Origin of the sequence: Frigoribacterium sp. PhB116 (genome assembly GCF_004364285.1) — a bacterium.
In the GTDB taxonomy this organism is placed as follows: Bacteria; Actinomycetota; Actinomycetes; order Actinomycetales; family Microbacteriaceae; genus Frigoribacterium.
Map to the genome: position 1 here is coordinate 71,391 of NZ_SOBE01000005.1, position 19,348 is coordinate 90,738.

Below are 19,348 nucleotides of genomic sequence, written 5' to 3' on the forward strand. Positions count from 1 at the left end.
GCTCGACCCCTCCTCCCCGCCCGCACCGATCGGAGACCCCGTGAGCGACAGCACCGCCAAGAACGACAGCAGCGACAAGGCCGACAAGGCCGACGGCAGCGACATCCAGGCCCACATCGACCGCACCCGTGCGGAGCTGGCCGCGACGCTCAACGAGCTCGAGGACAAGATCAACGTCCCGAAGCAGCTCGGCATCGCGGGCCACCGCGCGAAGTCGTCGTTCTCGCGCGACCCGCTGCCCTGGGTCGCGGGTGCCGGCGTCGCCGCGCTGGCGCTCGCGGGCGTCGTCGTCGCGGCCGTCCGGTCGCGCTGAGCGCGAGCCCGTCCGACGGCCCCCGCCGGACGGCCCCCGGGCGACCGGCCGGAGATCGCTCGACGACGTCGCAACCTGGTTGGGCTCCCAGCCCGCACAGGTGGAGAATGGCTCCATGAGTCACAGCGCCGACTCGCCAGTCCCCGAGCTGCCGACGTCCGATTCCCCTCCTGCCGAGAGCCCCGGCGCCGAGCGCCTCGGGTACACCCTCTGGGCAGTCCTCCGACGCGACCCCCAGAACCCGTACGCCCCCGAGCACGAGGACGTCGCGCAGCTCGACGAGCTCGTCGACTCCCTCGCCTCCGAGGGCGTGGTCGTCCGCGGCTTCTACGACGTCAGCGCCCTCCGGGCCGACGCCGACGTGATGATCTGGCTGCACGGCGAGGTCCCCGAGGCGATCCAGTCGGCGTACCGCCGCCTCCTGCGCACCGACGTCCTCGGCGGCCTGCTGCCGACCTGGAACGCGATGGGCATGCACCGCGACGCCGAGTTCTCGCGCAACCACAGCCCCGCGTTCATGCGCGGCAAAGAGCCTGAGGCGTGGCTCACGGTCTACCCCTTCGTCCGCAGCTACGAGTGGTACCTGCTGCCCGAGGCCGAGCGTCGTCAGATGCTCGCCGACCACGGCAAGCAGGGCTCCGAGCACCGCGCCGTGCTCACCAACACGGTGGCCAGCTTCTCCCTCGGCGACTACGAGTGGATCCTGGCCCTCGAGGCTCCCGAGCTCGTGCAGCTCGTCGACCTCATGCGCGACCTCCGCTACACCGAGGCCCGCCGACACGTCCGCGAAGAGGTGCCGTTCTACACGGGCCGTCGCATCACCACCACCGAGATCATCGAGGTCCTGTCGTGACCGACACCACCGGCATCACCAACGGCCAGCTCGTCCGGGCCGCCACCCCCGCCGCCGCGCAGGGGCCCGAGCACGTCAGCGTGCCCACCGACTACGACGCGATCCTCCTCGCCGGCTTCGGCGGGCCCGAGGGCCAGGACGACGTCATCCCCTTCCTCCGCAACGTCACGCGCGGCCGCGGCATCCCCGAGGAGCGCCTGGAGGAGGTGGCGACGCACTACCGCCACTTCGGCGGCGTCAGCCCCATCAACGAGCACAACCGCGAGCTCAAGGCCGCCCTCGAGGGCGAGCTGTCGCGGCGCGGCATCGACCTGCCCGTGATCTGGGGCAACCGCAACTGGGACCCGTACATGGCCGACGCCGTGCGCGAGGCCGACGAGCGCGGGTTCACCAAGCTCATCGCGGTCGCGACCAGCGCCTACTCGTCCTACAGCTCGTGCCGCCAGTACCGCGAGGACTTCGCGATGGCGCTCGAGGCCACCGGGCTCGAGGGCAAGGTCATGATCGACAAGGTGCGTCAGTTCTTCGACCACCCCGGCTTCGTGCAGCCGTTCATCGACGGCGTCCGCGAGGGCCTCGAGAAGGCCCGGGCCGAGAACGCCGACCTCGACCTCGCGACCGAGGTGCAGGTGCTCTTCGCGACGCACTCGATCCCGTCGACCGACGCCGCCCGCAGCGGTCCCGAGGCGCGCGGCTTCGACGACGAGGGCGCGTACGCGGCCCAGCACAAGGCCGTCGCCGAGGTCGTCATGGCCGCGGCCGAGGCCGGTCTCGGGCTCGACCTGCCCGCCGGCGGCGGCACCACCGTTCCGTGGCAGCTCGTCTACCAGTCGCGCAGCGGCCCGCCCTCGATGCCGTGGCTCGAGCCCGACATCAACGACGCCATCGACGACCTCGCCGGCGGCCCGACGCGCGCCGTCGTCATCGTGCCGCTGGGCTTCGTGAGCGACCACATGGAGGTCATGTGGGACCTCGACGAGGAGGCGCTCGAGACCAGCGAGAAGAACGGCTTCTGGGCCACGCGCACCCCCACCCCCGGCATCGACCCGAACTACGTGACCGGCCTCGTCGACCTCGTCCTCGAGCGCGTGGAGGGCACCCCCGTCGACGACCGTCCGCACCTCACCGACATCGGGCCCTGGTACGACGTGTGCCGTCCGGGCTGCTGCGAGAACGTGCGCCTCGGGTTCAAGCCCGCCGTCTCGGGATTGGTGCCGTAGGAGCGTGGCGACACTCCGAGTAGGCACCCGGGCCAGCGCGCTGGCCGTCGCGCAGTCCACCACGGTCGCCGAGCGCCTCGCGGCCGCGACCGGCCACGACGTCGAGCTCGTCCGCGTGCACACCGAGGGCGACCGCACCCAGGCGACGGGCGAGTCGCTCTCGCTCGGCGGCACGGGAGTGTTCGCGAGCGCGCTGCGCGAGGCGCTGCTCGCCGACGAGTGCGACGTGCTGGTGCACTCCCTCAAGGACCTGCCGACCGCCTCCCACCCGGGTCTGCTCATCGGGGCGGTCCCGAGCCGGGCCGACGCCCGCGACGCGCTCTGCGCCCGTGACGGCCTCACCCTCGAGACGCTGCCGCAGGGCGCGAAGGTCGGTACCGGCTCGCCGCGTCGCGTGGCCCAGCTGCTCGCCCGGCGTCCCGACCTCGAGGTCGTGCCGATCCGCGGCAACGTCGACACCCGCCTCCGTCGCCTCGAGGACGACCTGGACGCCGTCGTGCTCGCCGCCGCCGGCCTCGGCCGTCTCGGCCGCTCGGCCTCGGTGACCGACCTGCTCGGCCTCGGTCCGTGGCCCAGCGCCCCCGGCCAGGGTGCGCTCGCGGTCGAGGTGCGCGAGGGCGACCCCAGCGACGAGCTGGCCCGTGGGCTGCGAGCGATCGAGCACGTCGAGACCCGTCTCGTCGTCACCGCCGAGCGCGAGGTGCTCGCCGGGCTCGAGGCCGGCTGCTCGGCGCCCGTCGGCGCGACCGCCGTCGTCGACGCCGGCCTGCTGCTGCTCAGCGCCACGGTCTACAGCCCCGACGGCTCGCGCCGCATCAGCTCGTCGCACGCGGTGTCGCTCGAGGAGGGGCCCGTCACGGCCCAGCTCGCCGACGTCCACGAGGTGGCCGGCCGCGTCGTCGACGAGCTGCTCGAGCTCGGCGCGGCCGAGCTCGCGCCGATCGGCGGGGGCCCCTCGGGCGGAGACCCCCTGGGGAGCGCGTCGTGACCGCCGCCAAGCCGCTCAAGGGCGTGCGCGTCCTCGTGCCGCGCGGCGGCAAGTGGGGCGACGGCGTCTCGGCGTCCCTCCGCTCGTACGGCGCGGCGCCCGTCATCGCGCCGCTCATCAACTTCGCGCCCGCCGAGACCCCCGAGCTGCTCGCGGCCGCGTTGGCGCGACTGCAGGCGGGCGTCTACGAGTGGCTCGTCGTGACGAGCGCCACCACCGTCGACGTGCTCGTCGGCAACGGCATCCGGCCCATCCCCGCGACGCGCATCGCGGCGGTCGGCGAGACGACCGCCGCGGCCCTGACGCTCGCCGGCTACCACGTCGACTTCGTCCCCGAGGGCGACAACTCCGCCCGCGGCCTCGTCAAGGAGTGGCCGTCGGAGCTCGTCGCCGGGCGCGTGCTCGTGCCCCAGTCCGACATCGCCGAGCCGACCCTGGTCGCTGGCCTGTCCGCCCGGGGCTTCGACGCCGAGTTCGTCTCGGCCTACCGCACCGTGGGGGTGCCCGTCACCGACGACGTGGTGCGCGACGTCGCCTCCGGCGACATCAGCGTGCTCCTCGTCACCTCGGGCAGCGTCGCACGCCAGATCGCCGCGCAGCTGGCGCCCCTGCCCGAGAGCACGGTCGTCGCCTGCATCGGCCCGCGCACCGCGTTCGACGCCCGCGCGGCCGGACTGCCCGTCCACCTCATCGCCGAGACGCGCTCCGCCGCGGCCCTGGTGGAAGCGGTGGTCGAGAACGCCGTCGCGGGCGGCGCGGCCGACCTCGACGACGCGCACGGAGGGGGTCGCTGACGCGACCCTCCCGCGGTGCCCGCACCGCGCCTCCTCGGCTCGACCGTGCCGGGGCCCCGACATCGACGACCATCGACGACCCGAGAAGGACCATGTCCCAGTTCCCCCGCGTGCGGCCCCGCCGGCTGCGCGCCACCCCTGCCCTCCGCCGCCTGACCGCCGAGACGCGCCTGCACCCGGCCGACCTCGTGCTGCCGATGTTCGTGCGCGAGGGCATCGACGAGCCCGTCGCCATCAGCTCGATGCCGGGCGTCGTGCACCACAGCCTCTCGAGCCTGCCGCGTGCGGTCGAGGAGGCGGCCGCGGCCGGGGTGGGAGGCGTCATGCTGTTCGGCGTGCCGCTCGAGAAGGACGCGGTCGGGTCGGGCGCCACGGACCCCGAGGGGATCCTCAACGTCGGCACGCGCGTGGCGGTCGACGCGGCGCAGGGTGCCCTCGTCGTGCAGACCGATCTCTGCCTCGACGAGTTCACCGACCACGGCCACTGCGGCGTGCTCGCCGCCGACGGCTCGGTCGACAACGACGCGACCCTCGTCCGCTACGACGAGATGGCCGTCGTGCAGGCCGAGGCCGGCTCGCAGCTGATCGGCATGAGCGGCATGATGGACGGCCAGATCGGCTCGGCCCGCGAGGCCCTCGACGACGCCGGCTTCGGCGGCACCGCGCTGCTGGCCTACGCCGCGAAGTACGCCTCGGCCTTCTACGGGCCCTTCCGCGAGGCCGTGCAGTCGACGCTCGTCGGCGACCGGCGCACCTACCAGCAGGACGCGGCCAACGGTCGCGAGGGCATCCGCGAGGTCGAGCTCGACATCGCCGAGGGCGCCGACATCGTCATGGTGAAGCCGGCGATGAGCTACCTCGACGTGCTGGCCGAGACCGCGGCGATGAGCCCGGTGCCCGTCTGGGCGTACCAGATCAGCGGCGAGTACTCGATGATGCACGCCGCCGCCGCGAACGGCTGGATCGACCTCGACGCCGCGTCGTACGAGAGCGTGCTGTCGATCAAGCGCGCCGGTGCCGACGCGATCCTCACCTACTGGGCCACCGAGCTGGCCACCCGCCTGCGCAAGGGAGACATCTGATGGGCGACCACGCCAACGAGCACTTCTTCACCCGCGCCAAGCAGTCGATCCCGGGCGGGGTGAACTCCCCGGTGCGCGCCTACGGCAGCGTCGGGGGCACGCCCCGGTTCCTCGTGGGGGCGAAGGGTCCGCACGTGACCGACGCCGAGGGGCGCGAGTACGTCGACCTGGTGGCCTCGTGGGGCCCCGCGATCCTGGGGCACGCGCACCCCGAGGTGGTGCGCGCGGTGCAGGAGGCGGCGGCCCGCGGCCTGTCGTTCGGCGCGTCGACGCCCGCCGAGACCGAGCTCGCCGAGCTGGTGCGCGAGCGCGTGGCCGTCGGCGACGCCCGCCCGATCGGCAAGATCCGCATGGTGTCGACCGGCACCGAGGCCACGATGACGGCGATCCGCCTGGCCCGCGGCTACACCGGTCGCGACCTGCTCGTGAAGTTCGCCGGCCACTACCACGGCCACTCCGACTCGCTCCTGGCCGAGGCAGGCTCGGGCGTCGCCACGCTCTCGATGCCCGGCTCGGCCGGCATCACCGCCGAGACGGCGGCCCAGACGCTGGTGCTGCCCTACAACGACCTCGACGCCGTCCGCGCCGTGTTCGACGAGCACGGCCCGCGCATCGCGGCGGTCATCGTGGAGGCGGCGGCCGCCAACATGGGAGTGGTCGCGCCCGACCGCGGCTTCAACCGCAGCCTGTCCGAGATCACGAGCCGCCACGGCGCGCTGCTGATCGTCGACGAGGTGCTCACGGGCTTCCGCGTCGGCCCGGCCGGCTGGTGGGGCCTCGAGGCGTCGAAGGTCGTGCCCGACGGCGCCGGCTGGCAGCCCGACCTCGTCACCTTCGGCAAGGTGATCGGCGGCGGCATGCCCCTCGCCGCGCTCGGCGGCCGCGCCGAGGTGATGGACTACCTCGCCCCGACCGGCCCGGTGTACCAGGCCGGCACGCTCAGCGGGAACCCCGTCGCCGTCGCGGCGGGCATCGCGACCCTGCGCCTGGCGACCCCCGAGATCTACGCCCGGCTCGACGCCGTCGCCGACACGCTGTCGCGCGAGGTCTCCGCGGCCCTGTCGGCCGAGGGAGTCGAGCACAGCGTGCAGCACGCGGGCTCGCTGTTCTCGTTCGCCTTCACGACGGCCCCGCCGCGGAACTACGACGACGTGCGGGCGCAGCAGACCTGGCGGTACCCGGCGTTCTTCCACTCGATGCTCGACTCGGGGGTGGCCCTGCCCCCGTCGGTGTACGAGGCGTGGTTCGTCACCGCCGCGCACGACGACGCGACGGTGTCGCGGATCCTCGACGCCGTGCCAGCTGCGGCGCGGGCGGCCGCGGCGGCCACGGCCCCCGGCGCGTAGCAGCGGCGCGGGCCGGGCTGCGCGGGCCGCGAGCCGTCAGCGGCGGCGCGCCCGAGCCAGCCAGCGCCCGTCGACGCGGTCGATCGTCAGCGGGTGGCCGAAGGCCGCCGAGACGAGCTCCGACGTGAGCACCGACTCGGCCGTGCCCGACGCTGTGACGCGCCCGTCGCGCAGGAGGAGCGCGTGGGTGGTGCTCGCCGGCAGGTCCTCCAGGTGGTGCGTGACCGTGACCGACGCGGTCTCGGGGCGCTCTCGGCGGAGGGCGTCGACGGTGTCCAGCAGGTGCTCTCGGGCGGCGACGTCCAGTCCGGTCGCCGGCTCGTCCAGGAGCAGCAGCGCCGGCTCGACCAGCAGCGCCCGGGCGATGAGCGCCCGGCCTCGCTCGCCCTGGGAGAGGACGCTCCAGCGGCTGTCGCGGCGCGCCCCCAGGCCGACGGAGGCGGTCAGCAGGTCGGCACGCGCCTCCTGGACTGCGGTCGGCGACCACCGCATCGCGGGGTCGCTGCTGCCCGTCGCGCCGGTGAGGACGACCTCGCGGACCGTGTTGTCCCCGAGCATCCGGTGACGGGGGTCGACGTGGCCGACGTGCTGCCGCAGCTCGCGGAGGTCGACCCGGCCGAGGCGCCGGCCGAGCACGTCGACGGTGCCGGCGGTCGGATGCCCCTGCGCGCCGCAGAGCGCCAGCAGGGTCGTCTTGCCGGCGCCGTTCGGACCGAGGAGGGCCCAGTGCTCGCCGGCGCGCACCCGGAGCGAGACGTCGTGGAGCAGGTCGCGTCCCTGACGCACGACCCGCACGGAACGCACGTCGAGCACGGGGCGCGCGTCGAGCACGGAGCTCGACGCGCTCGGCGCGCTCGGCGCGCTCGACGTCATGCCCGGTAGACGCCCGCCTCGCGGACGGCGTCGAACCAGCCCTGCAGGCGGGACGGCTGGAGGCGGACGGCCGCGGCCGCCGCGTCGGCGTCGCCGTCGCGCACCGCGTCGCGCAGCTCGACCGTGAAGGCACGTGCCTGCGCGTGGTCGAAGACCGCGTTCGCGACCGGGCGGCGCGAGAGCAGCAGGAGGCGGGGCCCGCCGCTGGCCCAGAGGCGGACGAGCGACGGGCTCGCCGCCGCCTCGAGGAGGATCGCGTTCATCCTGACGATGCCCGCGACGTCTTCGTCCTGCTCGGCGGCGAACGCGTCGGCACGGGCGTCGAGGAGGCGGACGATCTCGTCGCGCTGGGCGCTGGTGAGCTTGGGCACCGCACGTTCGAGGAGCAGCGACCAGACGGCGTAGCCGACGTCCATCGTGTCGACGAACTCGTCGAAGGTGGGGTCGACGATGCGGGTGTACCGGTTCGCCTCGATGTCGACGAGGGCCTGCTCGGCCAGCTTCGCGATCGCCTCACGGACGGGGGTGCGGGAGACGCCGAGCCAGGCGACGAGCTGGTCGTCGTTGAGGCGCTCCCCGAACTCGAGGGTGCCGTCGATGATCGCCGCGAACATCTTGTCGTAGACGACGTCGCGCAGGAGGCGGCGGGGTGCTTGCGGCTGGTCGGTCGTCTTCGGGATCGGCATCCGGGTTGCTCCATGTCGAGAGAAGGGGCGGACGGCGGGGCTCCCTGTGCCTGGCGCTGTGCCGCCGTGGTGGACGGGGTGCTGCGGGGTGCTGCGGGGACGCATCGGACATTCCGATACAGCATGCGAGCCTAGCGGCGGCGCCTGGACGGGCACCTCAGCGACGCGGCCTCCGGCAGGTCAGCGGCGGACGTCGACGACGATCCTGCCGCGCACGGACCCCGCGACGATCTGCGGACCGTGGTCGACCACGTCGGCCAGCGCGATCTCGGTCGTGAGCTCGTCGAGCAACCCCAGGTCGAGGTCGGCGGCGAGGCGCCGCCAGGCCTCGTGGCGGAGCTCGACGGGGGCCTCGACCGAGTTGACGCCCACCAGCGAGACCGCGCGCAGGATGAACGGCAGCACCGTCGTGGGCAGGTCGCTGCCCTGGGCGAGCCCGCAGGCGGTGACCGTTCCGCCCCAGGCCGTCTGCGCGAGCACGGTCGCGAGGGTGTGGCTGCCGACGGAGTCGACCCCGCCGGCCCAGCGGGCCGACTGCACCGGGCGGCCGGGCTGGTCGAGCTCGCCGCGGTCGATCACGTTCGAGGCGCCGAGGCGCGTCAGGTAGTCGCGCTGCTCGTCGGCCCGCCCCGAGGAGGCGGTGACCGAGTACCCGAGACCGCTCAGCAACGCGATCGCCACCGATCCGACGCCACCGGCGGCGCCGGTCACGACGACGTCGCCGTCGCCCGGGCGCACGTCGCGCTCGAGGCGCAGGACGCTGAGCATCGCGGTGAACCCGGCCGTGCCGACGGCGGCGGCCTGCCGGGGCGAGATCCCCTCCGGCACGGCGATGAGCGACGCTCCGTCGACGACGGCCTGCTCGGCGTAGCCGCCGTGCCGGCCCTCGCCGATGCCGGCGCCGTTGAGCAGCACCTGGTCGCCCGGCGACCAGTCGGGGGAGGACGACTCGGCGACGGTGCCCACGAGGTCGATGCCGGGCACGAGCGGACTCGTCCGCACGATGCCGGGATCGCCCGAGAGGGCCATGCCGTCCTTGTAGTTCAGGCTCGACCAGGCGACGTCGACGACGACGTCTCCCTGCCCGAGGAAGGCCCGGTCGACCTGCTGCAGGGCAGCAGGCCGACCCTTCTCGACGACGACGGCACGCATGCCGTCACGCTACGCGGCCTCGGCGCCCTACGGCTGGTCGACCGGCGGCGTCGTCGTGCGCGGGGACGCCGCGGCGGACGCGCCGGACTGGGCGCCCAGGAACCCGCCCAGGGCGCCGACGAGGTCGAGCCCGGTGGTCGCCTTGACGACGTCCTGCAGCTGGGTCATGTTGTTCGCGACCGACTTCGTGAGCTGGTTCGCACCGTCGGTCGAGACCACCGTGAGGGCATCGATGTTGCCCATCGGCGCGGCCATCTCGCGGGCGATCTCGGGCAGGCGCGAGATGACCTGCGACGCGAGCGCCGCCTGGCCGAACTTGCCCTGGGCCTCGGCCAGCGCGTCGACGGCCTCGGCCTCGGCGAGGCCCTTCGCCCTGATCGCGGCAGCCTCGGCGCGACCGGCGGCCTCGACGGCGGCGGCCTCGTTCTCGGCGGCCGCACGGGCGGCGTCGGCCAGCTGGGTGCGGCGGAACGCCTCGGCCTCGACGGCGGCGTTGGCCGCGTCGCGCTCGGCCTCGGCGTTCTGCACCGAGGCGTAGGCGGCGGCCTCGGCCGGCTGGCGCACGTCGATGTTGAGGCGCTCCTGGTTGACCTTCGCCTGCTCGGCGACGGCGATGCTCTCCTGCTCGGCGACGAGCTTGTCCTGCGTGGCGCGTGCCAGCTCGCCCGCGGCCGATGCCTCGGCGTTGGCGCGGTCGGTCTCGGCCTTGATCTGCGCTTGGCGCACGTCGAGCTGCAGCTGGCGCTCGGCCGTCTGCTGGGTGTTGCCGATGCGGGCCAGGGCCGCGATGCGCTCCGCCTCCGCCTCGGCCACGTCGGCGTTCTGCTTGGCGACCGCCGCCTCCGCGCGCCCGCGGTCGGCGAGGTACGTGCTGCCGGGCGTCTCGATCTCGCGGATGTTCATCGTCTCGATCTGCAGGCCGAGCTCGGCGAGCTCGCCCTTCGTCTCGTTCACGGCGTCCGCGGCGAGGCGCGAGAAGTTCTTGACGAGGTCGTCGACCGGCTGGCCGCCGATCAGCCCGCGGATCGAGCCCTCGAGCGACTGCTGGACGATCACGGGCAGCTGCTGCTGCTGCAGCAGGTAGCGCTGGGCCGCCCGGCGGACGCCGTCCTCGGTGCCGGTCACCTTGAAGTTGACGGTGGCCTTGACTGCGGTGCGGATGTAGTTGGCGTCGATCGCCTGCACCTCGACCGGGGTCTGGTACTGCTCGAGCGAGAGCGTGAAGCCCTCCTGGAAGATCGGCCAGACGAACGTGCGCCCGCCGATGATCACCTTCTGCGGGCTCGAGATGCCGCCGCCCTCGGAGCGCTCGGCCCCGCGTCCGACGACGATCAGCGCCTCGTTCGGCGGGACGCGGCGCACGCGGCTGGCGACGAACGACAGCAGGGCGAGCACGATGACGACGGCGACGACGACCGCGACGACGCTGGTGTTTCCGGTGATGAAGTCCACAGGGCTTCCTTCCAAGGGGCGGGGTGGTGCAGGGCTGGAGCGGTGCTGGGCGGGAACGGTGCTGGTCGGGGTGCGCCGGTGCGGCGAGGTGGGCCGGCGGCTGCGGCGCGGCGAGGGCTACGGGACGACGGGCCTACGGGGCGACGGGGCCCGCCGCGTCGACGGGCTCGACCTGCACGCGGGGCCCGGTCTCGGCCACGACCCGGACGCGGACCCCCCGGGCGATCGGGGCGTCGCTGTAGGCGAGGCGCCGCTCGAGCTCGCGGACGTCGTCGAGGCGGACCTCGCCGCCGCTCGGCGTGGTCGCCTCGGTCGTGGTGCCGGTGAAGCCGACGGGCGACCAGTGGCCGCCGCTCTCGCGCCGGGTGACCCGGCGGACGAAGAGCTGCACGAGCACGAGCACGGCCGCCGCGACGAGCACGGCGACCACGTAGGTCCAGACCGTGTCGAGACCGGCCTGGGTGGTCACGAGCCCGGCCAGGCCGAAGATCGACAGGGCCGCGCCGAGCGCGACGCCCGAGACGAGGCCGTCGCCGACGTCGAACAGGTCGAGCAGGTCGCCGACGACGATGCTGGCGAGGAGGACGACGAGCCCGACCGCCCCCACGACGATGAACGTGATCATGCGTCGAGACTGACAGGTCCGGAGGCGCCGCGCATCGCCTGCGCGGCGGAGCCCGGACGGACGGACGCCTCGCGGCCCCGGGGGAGGAGCGACCCGCGCCCTAGCCGAAGAGGATCGCGGCCTCGTCGTAGCGGTGCTGCGGCACCGTCTTCAGGCTGTCGAGCGCCTCCTCGAACGACACGTGCACGATGTCCGTGCCGCGCAGGGCGACCATGCGCCCCCAGCGGCCCTCGACGACGGAGTCGCTGGCCGCCATGCCGAGGCGGGTCGCGAGCACGCGGTCGTAGGAGGTGGGGGTGCCGCCGCGCTGGATGTGGCCGAGGGTGGTCGCGCGCGTCTCGATGCCCGTGCGCTCCTCGATGATCGGGGCCAGCGCCTCCCCGATGCCGCCGAGGCGCGGGCGGCCGAACGCGTCGAGGCCGCGCTCGGAGTGCGCGTCGCTCTCGTGGTCGGGCACGAAGCCCTCCGCGACCACGACCAGCGGCGCGCGGCCGCGGTCGTAGGCCGACTGCACCCACGCCACGATCTGGTCCATGCTCGTGGCCTGCTCGGGGATGAGGATGGCGTGCGCGCCGGCGGCCATGCCCGAGTGCAGGGCGATCCACCCGACGTGCCGGCCCATCACCTCGGCCACCATGCAGCGGCTGTGCGAGTCGCCCGTGGTGCGCAGGCGGTCCATGGCGTCGGTCGCGATCTGGACCGCGGTGTCGAAGCCGAAGGTGTAGTCGGTGGCGCCGAGGTCGTTGTCGACGGTCTTGGGGACGCCGACGATCTTCAGGCCGGCGTCGGTCAGGCGCTTCGCGGCGGCGAGCGTGCCCTCGCCGCCGATGGCCATGATGGCGTCGATGCCGAAGCGCTCGAGGTTCTCGGTGATGCGCTCGACCCCGCCCGCGCCCTCGAAGGGGTTGGTGCGGCTCGTACCGAGGATCGTGCCGCCCTGCTTCGCGATGCCCTGGATCTCCTTGCGGGTGAGGGGCATGACGTCGCCGTCGACGACCCCGCGCCAGCCGTCGCGGAACCCGACGAACTCCTGGCCGTGGATCTGCGTCCCCTTCAGCACCGCCCCTCGGATGACCGCGTTGAGTCCGGGGCAGTCGCCGCCGCTGGTGAGGATCCCTATCCGCATCGTGTCGCTCCGTCGCATGTCGGGCCCGGGGTCGGGCCGAGGTGCGTCCCATCATGGCGCACGGGGCTGCGTGCGCGGGTCCCTGCACGCCCGCGCCCGTACGGTCGGCAGCACGAGTCGCCGTACTACCCTCGGTGCATGACCGACCATCCCCCGCCGCGGCCTCCGTCGCCGTGGGCGAGGTTCGCACGGCCAGTGCCGGGCGAGCAGCGCGGGCAGTCCGTCGTGGGCCCGCCTCCGACCCTGCACCAGGAGGCGCGGGGCCGCCACGAGGCCGCCGCCGTCCCCGAGGTGGCCTGGCCCCCGGCCCCGGCCCCGGCCCCGGCCCCGTCGGACGAGGCGAGCCTCTGGGCACCGCAGCCGACGAGCTCGTCGGCCGGCGCCTCCTCGTCCTCGCCCCACGCCACAGGCGGCCCGGGCTCGTACTTCACGTCGTTCGACGACGACGACTCCTGGGACAGCCGGCCTCCCCGCAGCGAGGACCCGGGACGCGGCCTCGCGATCGCCTCGGTCGTCTTCGGCGTCTTCGCCGCGCCCCTCGGCCTCGTGTTCGGGCTGGTCTCGGCGCGCAGGTCGCGACAGGCGGGCCACGTCCCGACCCTGGCGCTGGTGGGCATGGTCCTCTCGGGCGTCGTGATCGTCGCGACCCTCGTGTGGGGCATCTCCGCCCTCGACTACGTGACGCGGCTCTCGTCGACCTGTGCGCAGCTCGGCCCGGGCGACTACGTCGACGCGGACGGGCGTACGGTCACCTGCGGCTGACCCTGCGCCCGTCGGGATGAGCAGGGCGCCGCGCGGCGCCCTGGCTAGAGCTGGACGGTGCCCGTGTCCGCCACGTTGTGCGGGTGCCCCCCGGTCAGCGCCGCCTTGGCGTACTTCAGCAGGGTCACGGCCTTCGGCTCGTTGCTGACCCAGTACTCGGCCGTGTCGACGTCGACCTCGATCAGGGCGACGGTGGGGTCGTCGCGCCCTTCGTCGAACCACGCCTCGGCGCCGGCCGTCCAGAACTCGTCGACCAGCGCGGAGTCCCTCGTCACCGACGCCTCGCCGGCGAGCGAGAGCCAGCCCTTGCCGGTCTCGACGGCGACGTTGACCTGCGGGTGGGCCTTGATGTCGTCGACCTTGGGGGAGGGGTCGCGGGTGAAGAAGTACACCTTGCCGTCGAAGTCGCGGTCGACGATCGCGAGCGGCCGGCTCACGAGGCGGCCGTGGCCGCTGCGGGTCGTCAGGATGCCGATGCGCCCGGCGTCGAGCACCTCGGCGACGAGGGAGATGTCGTTGGTCTCAGTCATGCAGGAGACGCTACGCCGGGGGCTCGGGGAAGGGTCCGGTCGCCGGAGGCGCGGTGCGGGTCGCAGAGGACGACGTCGCGTCCCGCGCACGGCTCGCACACGACCAGCTGCTCGCGGCACTGCAGGTCGGAGCAGTTCTGCATCCGGCTGGTCGCCTCCCCGCAGACGGAGCAGCGGCCGACGACCGCGGCGTGGTCGCTGAACTCGACGGACCCGCGCCGGTCGAAGACGTAGAGCGACCCCTCCCACAGGCCGTCGTCGCCGTAGCGCTCGCCGTAGCGCGCCACGCCGCCGTCGAGCTGGTACACCCGGCCGAACCCCCGCGAGACCATCAGCGAGCTGAGCACCTCGCAGCGCACGCCGCCCGTGCAGTACGTCACGACGGTCTCGTCCTTGAGGTGGTCCCACCGGCCGCTGTCGAGCTCGGCCACGAACTCGCGGGTCGTCGCGACGTCCGGCACGACGGCGTCGCGGAACCGGCCGATCCGCGACTCGAACTCGTTGCGGCCGTCGAGGAAGACGACGTCCTCGCGCGCGACGAGCTCGTGCAGCTCCTCGGGCGTGAGGCGCGTGCCGCCGCCCACGACGCCCGACCCGTCGACGACCAGCTCGTCGGGTGCGCCGAACGTCACGACCTCGTCGCGGACCTTCACCGAGAGCCGCGGGAAGTCGTCGGCGCCGCCGTCGCTCCACTTGACGTCGAGGTCACGGAAGGGGGCGTACTCCCGGGTCTTGCGGAGCCAGCGCTTCACGTCGGACATCTCGCCGCCGAGGGTGCCGTTCACGCCGTCCGGCGAGAGCAGCACTCGGCCCCGGAGGCCGAGTGACTCGGCCAGGTCGCGCTGCCAGAGCCGCACGGCGTCGGGGTCGGCCAGAGGCACGAACACGTAGAACAGGACGATCTTCGAGACGGACACCGCTGGATCGTAGTCGACGGGCCCGGTGACAGGGCATCTGTGCCCTAGTGTTGTACACACCATGTACCACACACGAGGAGGCGCCGTGCCCGTTCCGCTCGAACGTCGTCGGGTCATCGCCCGGCGTCTGCACAAGGACGAGGTCCACGACAGGCTGCTGGCCGCGATCGTCTCGGGAGACCTGCCGGCGGGCTCGCGACTGCGCGACGCCGACCTCGAGGCCTGGTCGGGGGTGTCGCGCACTCCCATCCGGACCGCGCTCGTCCGGCTCGAGCGGATCGGCCTCGTGGAGGCGGCCCCGCAGCGCTGGACGCGGGTGGCGCGGCTCCGTCCCGCCGTCGTCCCCGATCTCGTGGTGGCGCTCTGTTCGCTCTGGCGTGACCTGCCGCGCGCCGGGCGCGGGCTCCTCTCCCCGGCACGGTCGCGCGACGCCCGCCGGTCGCTCGCGCGCTGCGCCGACGCCCTCGCGGCGTTCCGCGAGTCGCCGAGCCCGGGAGTCGTCGAGTCGCGGGCTGTCGTCGACGCCGCGTTCGCCTGCGTGGCGCACCTGGAGGGCGACGGGCTGCCCGAGGTGACGGAGCAGCTCCTCCGTGACCTCGGCGCCCGGCTGCGGCACCAGGCCGCCGCGCTCGGGCGGGGCCTCGACGTCGGCCCGCTGGCGGCGTGCCTCGACGAGGTCGACGCGGCGGTGCGGGCGGGCGACCCCCGCCTCCTGCGGTCGGCGTTGGACGGTCTCGCACGGCGGACGGCCGCGTCACGACTCGCCCTCGAGGCCCCGCGGTCGTCCTGGTGGCGACGGTGAGCGGCGTGGACCTCGCCCCCGGAGTCGACGACCGACGGCTGCTCAGCGAGGACGCGTTCCGCGTGCTCCGCGACGCCGTGGTCGACGGCACCCTCGAGCCCGGCGAGCACCTCCACGACGACGAGCTCGTGGCCTGGCTCGGGGTCTCCCGCACGCCGATCCGCAGCGCCCTCGACCGGTTGCGCGGCGTCGGTCTCGTCGAGCTGTCGGCGAACCGCTACACGAGGGTGCGAGACCCCGACGGCGCGTGGCTCCGGGACAGCGCGTCGGCCGTCGCCGCCCTGCACCGAGCCGCCGCCGTGGGGGTGCTGCCGCGGCTCGACCGGCGCTCCCTCGACGACGTCGTCTCGAGCGTGGCGGCGGTCCGGCCCCTGGTGCGACGTGCCTCCGGCCGTCCCGTCACCGGGGCGCTGCTGTGCTGCCTCGGCCTGGCTGTCGGCGGGCTCGCCGCGAGGTCGCCGAGCGAGGTCGTGGCGTCCGCCCTCGACGTGGCCGAGCTGCGGCTCGCGCACGGCCTGCTGTCACGTCGCTGCGTCGTCGAGCCGGGCGTCTGGGACGACTTCGCTGCGTCGTCGGTCGCGGCCCTGGCGGCGCGGGACGCCGACGCCTGGGGCGACGCCGTGTCGCAGTTGACCCGCCGGGTGGTGGCGACGGCCTGAGGGCGCCGTGCCGGCGCGGGCCCCGCGTCAGTAGGCGCCGACCGGTCGCAGCACCGCGCCGACCGTGCGGAGCAGCAGCACGGGGTCGGTCGCGGCCGTCCAGTGGTGCACGTAGCCGAGGTCGAGGGCGAGGCTCGCGTCCCAGTCGAGGTCGGAGCGACCGCCGACCTGCCAGGGGCCCGTGAGGCCGGGCAGCACGAGGAGCCGCTGGCGTGCCCGGTCGTCGTAGAGGGCGACCTCGCACGGCAGCGCGGGACGCGGGCCGACGAGGCTCATCTCGCCCCGCAGGACGTTCACCAGCTGGGGCAGCTCGTCGATCGAGTACCGGCGGATGACCCGGCCGACCCTGGTGACCCGGGGGTCGGCGTGGAGCTTGAACAGCGGGCCGGCCCCGTCGTGCCGCCCCTCAGGTGGTGCGCACTGCTCGGCGCGCATCGAGCGGAACTTCAGCATCGAGAACTCGCGCCCGTGCAGACCCGCGCGCTGCTGACGGAAGAGCGCGGGGCCGCCGCTGTCGAGGCGGACCGCGAGGCCGACGACGAGGAGCAGGGGGAGGAGGAGCGCGAGGCCGACGAGGGCCGCGACCGCGTCGACGACGCGCTTGCCGCACCGGGCCGCGCCCCGGCGGGCCGGGGCCTCGATCGGTCGTGGGGGGTGGGCGTCGCCGGTGTGCCGTCGAGACGTCGACGACCGCGCGAGGTGGCCGTCTCCCGTGGCGTCGCTCGTCGTCCCCCGGCGCGTCGTGGACAGGGTGGCGGTCACCGGCGCACCGCCGGGATGCGAGGCAGGGTGTCGGTCGGGTCGACGTCGGTCTGGTCGGTGATCGACGGGGAGGTGCCGGTCGGGGCGACGGGGGCCGGGGCCGCGCCGGGCGAGTGGCCGCTGACGGACAGCGTCGCGGACGGGCGGGGCATGATCGCGTCGTGCAGCGACGACCGGCGGAAGACGCGGTGGAGCGCCTCGGCGGCGCTCGGCCAGTCGCGGGTGCGGAACGACCTGCCCAGGTCGCCGAGGTGGCCTGCGACGGAGGCGCGCGACCAGTCGACGGCGAGGTGGCGGCACAGGAACGCGGCCCGGATGTCGAGGGGCTCGGCCGCCCGCCTCACGAGGGGGTTCCGGGCCAGCTCGAGGAACGCCCCGCTGGCCTCGACGAGGCCGAGGCAGGTCGGGCCCGCGTCGAGGACGGCCAGCGCCCGGTCGGCGCGCTGGGCGGCGCCCTCGGAGGCGGTGCGCGGCAACGACCGGACGGCCTCGCCGTGCAGGACGCCGATCAGCTCGAGCGTGTCGAGCAGGTCGAGGTCGTCCGCGGTGGCGACGCGGGTGAAGCGGTTGGCCTCGATCTGGACGAGGTCCTGTGCGGACAGCCGGGCCAGGGCCTCCTTCACGGGCGTCTTGGAGACGCCGAGCCACGCGGCGAGGTCGTCCTCGAAGAGCCGCTCGCCCGGGGTCAGGGTGCCGTCGACGATGGCGTCGCGGATCGTCTCGAACGTGAGGTCGCGGAGCAGACGTCGAGGATGGCGGGTGGCGTAGGCCGGCACAGGCATGTTCCTCCAATGTGGAGTACGCAAAATATCACACGTAGGTACGAGACCACCAGGGCTGACGGAGGAGCGGGTTACCATCGCCGGGTGGTCCTGGTCCCCGAGGCGTCCGTCGGCGCCGCCCCCCTCCGACCGGTCGAGACGGTCTACCGGCCGGCCGACCCCGTCGACGTCCGGGCGACCCTGCGGACGCTGGCGAGGGGAGCGGGCGACCCTGCCTGGCGCGTCGAGGGCGAGCGCGTGTGGCGTGCCGTCCGCACGCCCTCCGGTCCCGGCACGCTGTGCCTCGCGGGCGGACGGTCCGAGGTGCGCGCGACGGCGTGGGGCCCGGGTGCCGAGTGGCTGATCGAGGGCGTTCCCGAGCTGCTCGGCCACGGCGACGACTGGGGCGGCCTCGACGTCTCCGGCAACGCCTTCCTCCGTGAGGCCCGCCGGCGGTCGCCCGGGCTCCGGCTCACCCGTGGCCGGCAGGTGGTGCAGGTGCTCGTGCCGGCCGTCCTCGAGCAGAAGGTGACGAGCACCGAGGCGTGGCGCGCCTGGCGCCAGCTCGTCCGGGCGCACGGCGACCCTGCCCCGGGGCCGGCTCCCGAGGGGATGGTCGTGCCGCCCTCAGCCGAGACGTGGCGCCGTGTGCCGAGCTGGGAGTGGCACCGGGCGGGGGTGGGGCCGCAGCGGTCCGCGACCGTCATGCGGGTCTGTGCCGTCGCCTCCTCGCTCGAGCGGGTGGTCGACCTGGGCCGAGGTGGGCCCGAGGCCGAGGCCCGCCTGCGCTCGGTGCCGGGCGTGGGCGTGTGGACGTCGGCCGAGACGACGCAGCGGGCGCTGGGCGACGCCGACTCGCCGAGCGTCGGCGACTACCACCTCCCTGCCCTCGTGGGGTGGGCGCTGATCGGCCGGCCCGTCGACGACGACGGCATGCTCGAGCTGCTCGAGCCGTGGCGCGGGCACCGCGAGCGGGTCGTGCGGCTCATCGGGGCCAGCGGCTTCGCGAAGCCGAGGTTCGGGCCCCGCATGACCATCCAGGACCACCGCCGGCACTGAGCCGCCCGGCGGGCGAGAGTGAGCCCGGGTGCGGACTAGGAGGCGCGGGCCACGACGCCGGGGTCGCCCCCCGACGTGTCGTGGTCGGGCGAGGCGGCGTGGTCGGGCGACGTCGCGTGGTCGGGCGACGCGTCGTCGCCGATGGCCTCGAGCACGCGCCGCGAGAACGACTCGAGGGTCGCGGCGTCGTCGTCCAGCGCCCCGACGAAGTAGCGCCGGATCGCGGCGGTGTGCCCCCGGGTCGCCGCGAGCATCGCCCGCCGGCCGTCGGCGGTCAGCTCGACCCAGGTGCCCCGGGCGTCGGACGCGCAGTCGGTGCGGCGCACGAGGCCGCGCTTCTCCATGCGCGTGACCTGGTGGCTGACCCTGCTCTTCTCCCAGCCGATCTGCTCGGCGATGTCGCGCACGCGCAGCCGCCGGTCGTCGCTGCGGCCGAGGCCCACGAGGATCTCGTACTCGGGTGCCGAGACGCCGGAGTCGTCGTGGAGCCTCAGCTCGAGGGCACGGTCGAGACGCCGACGCATCGAGTAGAAGGCGTCCCAGACGGCCCACTCGTCGTCGGAGAGTCGCTCGGCCATTCGCCCAG

General features: G+C 74.4%; 22 protein-coding genes. 11 read left to right on the forward strand and 11 right to left on the reverse strand.

Annotation, left to right across the window (positions count from 1 at the left end; genetic code table 11):
• Nucleotides 1–40: 40 nt before the first annotated feature.
• The 7 genes from EDF20_RS15785 (at nucleotide 41) to hemL (ending at nucleotide 6,596) form a co-directional block, all read left to right on the forward strand.
• Entirely contained in the window at nucleotides 41–313 is a 273-nt protein-coding gene (locus EDF20_RS15785; RefSeq protein WP_166644837.1) for a DUF3618 domain-containing protein, read from the forward strand.
• A 115-nt stretch (nucleotides 314–428) separates the two neighbouring features.
• Nucleotides 429–1,166 carry a hydrogen peroxide-dependent heme synthase gene (hemQ, locus tag EDF20_RS13995; protein ID WP_123547436.1) on the forward strand — a complete coding sequence of 246 codons (738 nt, stop codon included), beginning with the start codon at nucleotides 429–431 and terminating at the stop codon, nucleotides 1,164–1,166.
• Nucleotides 1,163–2,386: a ferrochelatase gene (locus EDF20_RS14000; RefSeq protein ID WP_123547437.1), complete on the forward strand. Its 1,224-nt coding sequence runs from the start codon at nucleotides 1,163–1,165 to the stop codon at nucleotides 2,384–2,386. The genes hemQ and EDF20_RS14000 overlap by 4 nt, the downstream gene beginning before the upstream one ends.
• Nucleotides 2,387–2,390: 4 nt before the next feature.
• Nucleotides 2,391–3,374, forward strand: coding sequence for a hydroxymethylbilane synthase (gene hemC / locus EDF20_RS14005; protein WP_133739099.1), 984 nt, complete (start codon nucleotides 2,391–2,393; stop codon nucleotides 3,372–3,374).
• On the forward strand, nucleotides 3,371–4,168 hold the full coding sequence (locus EDF20_RS14010) for a uroporphyrinogen-III synthase (RefSeq protein WP_133739100.1): 798 nt from the start codon (nucleotides 3,371–3,373) through the stop codon (nucleotides 4,166–4,168). Before hemC ends, EDF20_RS14010 begins: the two co-directional genes overlap by 4 nt.
• A gap of 92 nt (nucleotides 4,169–4,260) precedes the next feature.
• Nucleotides 4,261–5,250, forward strand: coding sequence for a porphobilinogen synthase (gene hemB / locus EDF20_RS14015; protein WP_133739101.1), 990 nt, complete (start codon nucleotides 4,261–4,263; stop codon nucleotides 5,248–5,250).
• Nucleotides 5,250–6,596, forward strand: a complete 1,347-nt coding sequence (gene hemL, locus EDF20_RS14020; protein ID WP_123547441.1) for a glutamate-1-semialdehyde 2,1-aminomutase — start codon at nucleotides 5,250–5,252, stop codon at nucleotides 6,594–6,596. The genes hemB and hemL overlap by 1 nt, the downstream gene beginning before the upstream one ends.
• Before the next feature lie 36 nt (nucleotides 6,597–6,632).
• On the opposite strand, the gene EDF20_RS14025 is transcribed toward hemL, so the two are convergent.
• From EDF20_RS14025 to EDF20_RS14050, 6 genes are all read right to left on the reverse strand, one after another.
• On the reverse strand, nucleotides 6,633–7,469 hold the full coding sequence (locus EDF20_RS14025) for an ATP-binding cassette domain-containing protein (protein ID WP_133739102.1): 837 nt from the start codon (nucleotides 7,467–7,469) through the stop codon (nucleotides 6,633–6,635).
• Nucleotides 7,466–8,155 (reverse strand): GntR family transcriptional regulator, encoded by a 690-nt coding sequence (locus tag EDF20_RS14030; RefSeq protein WP_123547443.1) that lies wholly within the window; start codon nucleotides 8,153–8,155, stop codon nucleotides 7,466–7,468. The genes EDF20_RS14025 and EDF20_RS14030 overlap by 4 nt, the downstream gene beginning before the upstream one ends.
• 180 nt (nucleotides 8,156–8,335) lie before the next feature.
• Entirely contained in the window at nucleotides 8,336–9,307 is a 972-nt protein-coding gene (locus EDF20_RS14035; RefSeq protein WP_133739103.1) for an MDR family oxidoreductase, read from the reverse strand.
• Between the two features lie 27 nt (nucleotides 9,308–9,334).
• Complete coding sequence (locus EDF20_RS14040; protein WP_123547445.1) at nucleotides 9,335–10,759, reverse strand: SPFH domain-containing protein; 1,425 nt, start codon at nucleotides 10,757–10,759, stop codon at nucleotides 9,335–9,337.
• Between the two features lie 133 nt (nucleotides 10,760–10,892).
• Complete coding sequence (locus tag EDF20_RS14045; RefSeq protein WP_123547446.1) at nucleotides 10,893–11,384, reverse strand: NfeD family protein; 492 nt, start codon at nucleotides 11,382–11,384, stop codon at nucleotides 10,893–10,895.
• 100 nt (nucleotides 11,385–11,484) lie between these two features.
• Entirely contained in the window at nucleotides 11,485–12,510 is a 1,026-nt protein-coding gene (locus tag EDF20_RS14050) for a 6-phosphofructokinase (RefSeq protein WP_123548256.1), read from the reverse strand.
• Between the two features lie 138 nt (nucleotides 12,511–12,648).
• Here EDF20_RS14050 and EDF20_RS14055 point away from each other — a divergent pair, with 138 nt between their 5' ends.
• The gene (locus EDF20_RS14055; RefSeq protein WP_133739104.1) at nucleotides 12,649–13,272 is read left to right on the forward strand and encodes a DUF4190 domain-containing protein; all 624 of its coding nucleotides are present in this window, start codon (nucleotides 12,649–12,651) and stop codon (nucleotides 13,270–13,272) included.
• Between the two features lie 44 nt (nucleotides 13,273–13,316).
• Here the strand turns inward: EDF20_RS14055 and EDF20_RS14060 are convergent, their stop codons facing one another.
• Both EDF20_RS14060 and EDF20_RS14065 read right to left on the reverse strand, forming a co-directional pair.
• The gene (locus EDF20_RS14060; protein WP_123547448.1) at nucleotides 13,317–13,802 is read right to left on the reverse strand and encodes a pyridoxamine 5'-phosphate oxidase family protein; all 486 of its coding nucleotides are present in this window, start codon (nucleotides 13,800–13,802) and stop codon (nucleotides 13,317–13,319) included.
• Entirely contained in the window at nucleotides 13,799–14,719 is a 921-nt protein-coding gene (locus EDF20_RS14065) for a rhodanese-related sulfurtransferase (RefSeq protein WP_123547449.1), read from the reverse strand. The genes EDF20_RS14060 and EDF20_RS14065 overlap by 4 nt, the downstream gene beginning before the upstream one ends.
• Nucleotides 14,720–14,804: 85 nt before the next feature.
• Here EDF20_RS14065 and EDF20_RS15945 point away from each other — a divergent pair, with 85 nt between their 5' ends.
• The gene (locus EDF20_RS15945) at nucleotides 14,805–15,521 is read left to right on the forward strand and encodes a GntR family transcriptional regulator (protein ID WP_243833506.1); all 717 of its coding nucleotides are present in this window, start codon (nucleotides 14,805–14,807) and stop codon (nucleotides 15,519–15,521) included.
• A gap of 5 nt (nucleotides 15,522–15,526) precedes the next feature.
• Nucleotides 15,527–16,180: a GntR family transcriptional regulator gene (locus EDF20_RS14075; protein ID WP_123548257.1), complete on the forward strand. Its 654-nt coding sequence runs from the start codon at nucleotides 15,527–15,529 to the stop codon at nucleotides 16,178–16,180.
• Between the two features lie 27 nt (nucleotides 16,181–16,207).
• Here the strand turns inward: EDF20_RS14075 and EDF20_RS15950 are convergent, their stop codons facing one another.
• Together EDF20_RS15950 and EDF20_RS15955 are read right to left on the reverse strand one after the other, a co-directional pair.
• Nucleotides 16,208–16,942, reverse strand: a complete 735-nt coding sequence (locus tag EDF20_RS15950) for a sugar transferase (RefSeq protein ID WP_243833507.1) — start codon at nucleotides 16,940–16,942, stop codon at nucleotides 16,208–16,210.
• A complete protein-coding gene (locus EDF20_RS15955) occupies nucleotides 16,939–17,724 on the reverse strand; it encodes a GntR family transcriptional regulator (protein WP_133739105.1) in 786 nt (261 codons plus the stop codon). The genes EDF20_RS15950 and EDF20_RS15955 overlap by 4 nt, the downstream gene beginning before the upstream one ends.
• A gap of 84 nt (nucleotides 17,725–17,808) precedes the next feature.
• On the opposite strand from EDF20_RS15955, the gene EDF20_RS14090 reads away from it, so the two are divergent.
• Nucleotides 17,809–18,762, forward strand: a complete 954-nt coding sequence (locus EDF20_RS14090; RefSeq protein ID WP_233569075.1) for a DNA-3-methyladenine glycosylase 2 family protein — start codon at nucleotides 17,809–17,811, stop codon at nucleotides 18,760–18,762.
• 35 nt (nucleotides 18,763–18,797) lie between these two features.
• Here EDF20_RS14090 and EDF20_RS14095 read toward each other — a convergent pair whose 3' ends face one another.
• On the reverse strand, nucleotides 18,798–19,340 hold the full coding sequence (locus EDF20_RS14095) for a MarR family winged helix-turn-helix transcriptional regulator (RefSeq protein ID WP_133739106.1): 543 nt from the start codon (nucleotides 19,338–19,340) through the stop codon (nucleotides 18,798–18,800).
• Nucleotides 19,341–19,348 lie beyond the last annotated feature (8 nt).

Excerpts from the sequence above, each read along its gene's own strand:
- hemQ (WP_123547436.1), top strand. The coding sequence starts at position 429 with ATGAGTCACAGCGCCGACTCGCCAGTCCCCGAGCTGCCGACGTCCGAT.
- hemB (WP_133739101.1), top strand. The coding sequence starts at position 4,261 with ATGTCCCAGTTCCCCCGCGTGCGGCCCCGCCGGCTGCGCGCCACCCCT.
- hemL (WP_123547441.1), top strand. The coding sequence starts at position 5,250 with ATGGGCGACCACGCCAACGAGCACTTCTTCACCCGCGCCAAGCAGTCG.
- EDF20_RS14025 (WP_133739102.1), bottom strand. The coding sequence starts at position 7,469 with ATGACGTCGAGCGCGCCGAGCGCGCCGAGCGCGTCGAGCTCCGTGCTC.
- EDF20_RS14030 (WP_123547443.1), bottom strand. The coding sequence starts at position 8,155 with ATGCCGATCCCGAAGACGACCGACCAGCCGCAAGCACCCCGCCGCCTC.
- EDF20_RS14035 (WP_133739103.1), bottom strand. The coding sequence starts at position 9,307 with ATGCGTGCCGTCGTCGTCGAGAAGGGTCGGCCTGCTGCCCTGCAGCAG.
- EDF20_RS14045 (WP_123547446.1), bottom strand. The coding sequence starts at position 11,384 with ATGATCACGTTCATCGTCGTGGGGGCGGTCGGGCTCGTCGTCCTCCTC.
- EDF20_RS14050 (WP_123548256.1), bottom strand. The coding sequence starts at position 12,510 with ATGCGGATAGGGATCCTCACCAGCGGCGGCGACTGCCCCGGACTCAAC.
- EDF20_RS14055 (WP_133739104.1), top strand. The coding sequence starts at position 12,649 with ATGACCGACCATCCCCCGCCGCGGCCTCCGTCGCCGTGGGCGAGGTTC.
- EDF20_RS14060 (WP_123547448.1), bottom strand. The coding sequence starts at position 13,802 with ATGACTGAGACCAACGACATCTCCCTCGTCGCCGAGGTGCTCGACGCC.
- EDF20_RS15955 (WP_133739105.1), bottom strand. The coding sequence starts at position 17,724 with ATGCCTGTGCCGGCCTACGCCACCCGCCATCCTCGACGTCTGCTCCGC.
- EDF20_RS14095 (WP_133739106.1), bottom strand. The coding sequence starts at position 19,340 with ATGGCCGAGCGACTCTCCGACGACGAGTGGGCCGTCTGGGACGCCTTC.